We start from the raw sequence: 3,782 nt of genomic DNA, 5'->3' as shown, positions 1-3,782 counted from the left end.
TCCAACAGCCGTGGCGGGAACTGATTTTTTAAGCCACTGCTGGTAATTTGCCAGATATCCGGCCCGCGCTGGCGGCCGCGCAGGTTAACTTCGTAAACAAAAGAGTAGTGCACATCGCCGGATAAAATAACGAAGTTTTTCGGTGTTTTCGGATGGCGGAAAATATTGATAAGAGCATAAGCTGTGCCGCGGTGAGCCATCCAGTTTTCGGCATCGACCAATAGTGGTTTACCACAAAAGGTAAACAGTTTCTGAATGCCTTCAATCAGTTTAACGCCAAACACCGGTGCCGGTGCAACCAGTACCACCGCATCATGACCTATAAGGTCTTGCTGTAATTCAGTAATCGCCTCCCAATCAAGCAAACCCGATGGTTTGCTGAGCGATACTTCAGAGCGCCAGCGTCGGGTGCGTGTATCCAGTACCAGCAGCGGTGGCTCGGTTGGCCACTGATAATGCCACTGCTCAAACTTCAGCAGCCGGTTGATAAACTGTTGATGCAGGTCTGAACCACTTTGTTGCAGAGCCTGTTCGGCGTTATCCAGCAAGGCGCTGTCAAAGGTCGCCGGGGCATTGCCCCAACCCTGACACAGCAGATAGCTTATCAACGCATTGCCGATAATGCGGCGGGAAAAATCGTGGTTGTAAGCTGTTTGCTCCCATTCTGCCGTCAGATTCCAATCGTCGGTAACGTCATGGTCATCGAATATCATTGCGCTGGGTAAGTGCGCCAGCACGCGCCGCACTTTGCCAAGGCCACTGGCAAACTGTTGAATAATCTGCTGATGTCGGGCGTATGTTTGTTGCTGCTCATCGCTCAGTTCATTCGCTATCTCTGCCTGTAACTGTGTTGCATCGTCCTGCCAGCCTGCTGGCGACCATACCAGCAGGTACATACCCAGCATTTCAGCCAGGCTCATCAAATGGTTGCGGGCGTTATCCGAGGTGAAAACCGGTTTCTTTGCACCTTTGAAGATCTGCGTTATCACTGCCTGACTGCCTTCGGTCTTAGGCAACAGGGTATCGCGGCGGTAGTAGTAAGGTTTACTGTTGTGTAGCTCAGAAGCCTGTGTCACTGCCGAGCAGGGTAAGCTTTCATCGTTAAAATCGAGTCGTTCTACCAAACGGTGTATGGCTCTTAGCATTGGCGCTGCGACATCATCCGCATAAATCTGGTCGCCGCTTAGCATTAATAGTGCCGGCCACTGCTCTATTTTATGTTGCTGCAGATATAAATCTGCCGCCAGCAAGCCGTCATCACTGGGATAATGCGGCTTACGGCAGGAACCGTGTAACAACCGTTGCAATTTGGGTTGGAGTATAAAACAAGGATAGCGGTGACCGGGGTACACCAGATCCGGCGCCCACTGCTGCCAGTCCTGCCAGTTGTTCTTGTCATCTGCTGCGGCCAGCTTAAGGTCGTAGTCAATACGGCAGCCAACTGGCAGCGGGTCGGAAACAGGAATATGGATCAGCTGCAAAAAAAGCTTACCGGCACAGCGGAAACTGCGACAGTGCTGACGCATTTGTTCACTGTCATATTCACGCTGGGTATTGCCATGCGGCATAAGCGTTAACTGTAATTGTACCGGCTCGCTGGTTGCCAGCCACAGTGTGATGCTATCCGGCGTAACCGCACGCAGTATGGGCCCTGCCAGCACCAGTGGCAGGGTATTAGCGTCAACTCTTACTGCTGCTGAACTCACAGTGTGTTAGCGCATCGTAACAAATTCTTCTGCACTGGTAGGGTGCAGCGCAACGGTATTATCAAAGTCGGCCTTAGTTGCACCCATTTTTATCGCGACTGCAAAGCCCTGCAGCACTTCGTCCATGCCTTCACCAATACCATGCAGGCCAACCACTTTTTCGTCCTCTCCTGCACATACCAGTTTAAACCGGCTAAGTGCCCGGTGTTCGGTCACGGCGTTATACATAGCGGCAAAGCCGGAGCGGTATACTTTTACCGCCTCGTCACCGTATTTTTGCCGTGCTTCATGCTCGGTCAGGCCAATAGTGCCGATTGGCGGATGGCTGAATACCACGGTTGGGATCAGGCTGTAATCCATATGAGCATCGGTAAGTTCCGGGTTAAACAGGCGCTCTGCCAGCAGACGGCCGGCTTTCACTGCGACAGGTGTCAGCTGTGCTTCACCGGTAATGTCACCGACGGCATAAATGCCTTTTACATTGGTGTTCTGGTATTTGTCGGTACGGATGTAACCATCTTGATCGGTTTTTACACCGGCAGTAGCCAAACCCAGCTTGTCCGTGGCAGGTTCGCGGCCGATAGCCCAGATCAGACAATCAACGTCAGTAAATTGTATGCCGTTATCAAGACTGACGGTCAGGTTGCCATCGCTGACTTTTTCTACGCTGGCCACGTTGCTATGGGTATGCAGTCGCAACTTATCCTGTGTCATCCGCTCGAGCAGCATATCAGTAATGTCTTGATCAAAATTTCTCAGCGGCCGGTCTTTACGCACCAGCAGATGGGTTTCAGTACCCAAAGCGTGCAATACACCGGCAATTTCAACTGCGATATAACCGGCACCTATTACCAGCGCTTTTTCCGGCTGTTTGGTCAGCGCAAAGAAGCCGTCTGAGTCGATGCCATGCTCGCTGCCCGGAATATCAGGGCGCGAAGGGCGGCCGCCGGTGGCGATGGTAATATGATCAGCTGTTATATGCTCACCGTTTACCTCTACGGTGTGGGCATCAATAAAACGGGCAAAACCTTCAATATAAGTGACATTATTGTTGGCAAAGCCTTTCTGGTAACTGGCGTGAATTCGCTGAATATAGGCTTCACGATTTTTTACCAGGGTAGACCAGTCAAAGTTGTTCTGTGTAATATCAAAGCCATAATCCGGGCTGTATTTCAGTGCTTCTGCAATATGAGCGCCATACCACATTACTTTTTTAGGCACGCAACCGACGTTCACGCAGGTGCCACCAACAGCATTTGCTTCTATTACTGCAGCTTTGGCGCCACGCATTGCCGCCCGGTTGGCACTGGCAATGCCGCCGCTGCCGGCGCCGATAGATAAGTAATCAAAATGACGGGTCATAATACAGTTCCTGAGAAGACACTGTATTGTGTTATAGGGGTTAGGTAGGGGTTTTACAAGCCCGGAGCCAAGCTGCCGGGCTGATCCTGCAGAAAATCTGCAATAGAATTATAACTTCTTCAAATCAATCGCGTTGGCCAGTTTTAGCATGGTGCTCTGTGCAGCATTGTCGCCACTTAACGTAATCATGGCACCGCCAGGGGTAACAAACTGAATTTCCAACTGGTCGCCGTCTACTTTCTGTACCGCCTGAATGCCCTGGATCTTCGTCAGCTTGCCACCAGACATGGCGATCATCGACGGATTACTTAGCATCATGGAAAATGCCTGCAACATCGGCGAGTCCATCATCAGCTGCATTTCTATGCGCTGCTCATCATTGTAATAAACCCGTGATGCGGTGATACCGCCGCCAAACATTGCAGCGCCGGCCACTTCACTGCTGGCATCTTCCGCTTCCCAGCCTGAAGGGGCATCAGGGAAGGCACTTTTTACCTGCTCACCTTTTTCCTGCCGGATCAGGGTGCTGGCATAATCCAGTTGCGCTATCGCTTGAGACAATTCGCCAGCTTTGTAGTGTTTGGTTGCAGCAGCGATAGCTTCGTTAATTTCAGCATCGCTGGCGCTTACATTGAGGCTTGCACATAACAGGCTGATAAAAATGGATTTTTGCAACATTTTCATTTAACTTCATTCCTTTGATTAACAAATTCT

3 protein-coding genes are annotated in these 3,782 nt (G+C 50.8%); all 3 read right to left on the bottom strand.

Translation table 11 applies throughout. From position 1 onward, the window contains the following. The coding region (locus VIN66_RS09340) for an alkaline phosphatase family protein (protein WP_331923727.1) at nucleotides 1-1,706 on the bottom strand (1,706 nt) is incomplete at its 3' end. A gap of 6 nt (nucleotides 1,707-1,712) precedes the next feature. Next, nucleotides 1,713-3,068, bottom strand: a complete 1,356-nt coding sequence (gorA, locus tag VIN66_RS09335; RefSeq protein ID WP_331923726.1) for a glutathione-disulfide reductase — start codon at nucleotides 3,066-3,068, stop codon at nucleotides 1,713-1,715. Nucleotides 3,069-3,176: 108 nt separating this feature from the next. After that, nucleotides 3,177-3,752 (bottom strand): hypothetical protein, encoded by a 576-nt coding sequence (locus VIN66_RS09330; protein ID WP_134057815.1) that lies wholly within the window; start codon nucleotides 3,750-3,752, stop codon nucleotides 3,177-3,179. Between the last annotated feature and the right edge of the window lie 30 nt (nucleotides 3,753-3,782).

It is taken from the genome of Rheinheimera sp. (assembly GCF_036568245.1).
Classification (GTDB): Bacteria; Pseudomonadota; Gammaproteobacteria; order Enterobacterales; family Alteromonadaceae; genus Alishewanella.
Note: the sequence above shows the minus strand (reverse complement) of the source record. Positions and strands in the feature narration are given on the sequence as shown.

Excerpts from the sequence above, each read along its gene's own strand:
- gorA (WP_331923726.1), bottom strand. The coding sequence starts at position 3,068 with ATGACCCGTCATTTTGATTACTTATCTATCGGCGCCGGCAGCGGCGGC.
- VIN66_RS09330 (WP_134057815.1), bottom strand. The coding sequence starts at position 3,752 with ATGAAAATGTTGCAAAAATCCATTTTTATCAGCCTGTTATGTGCAAGC.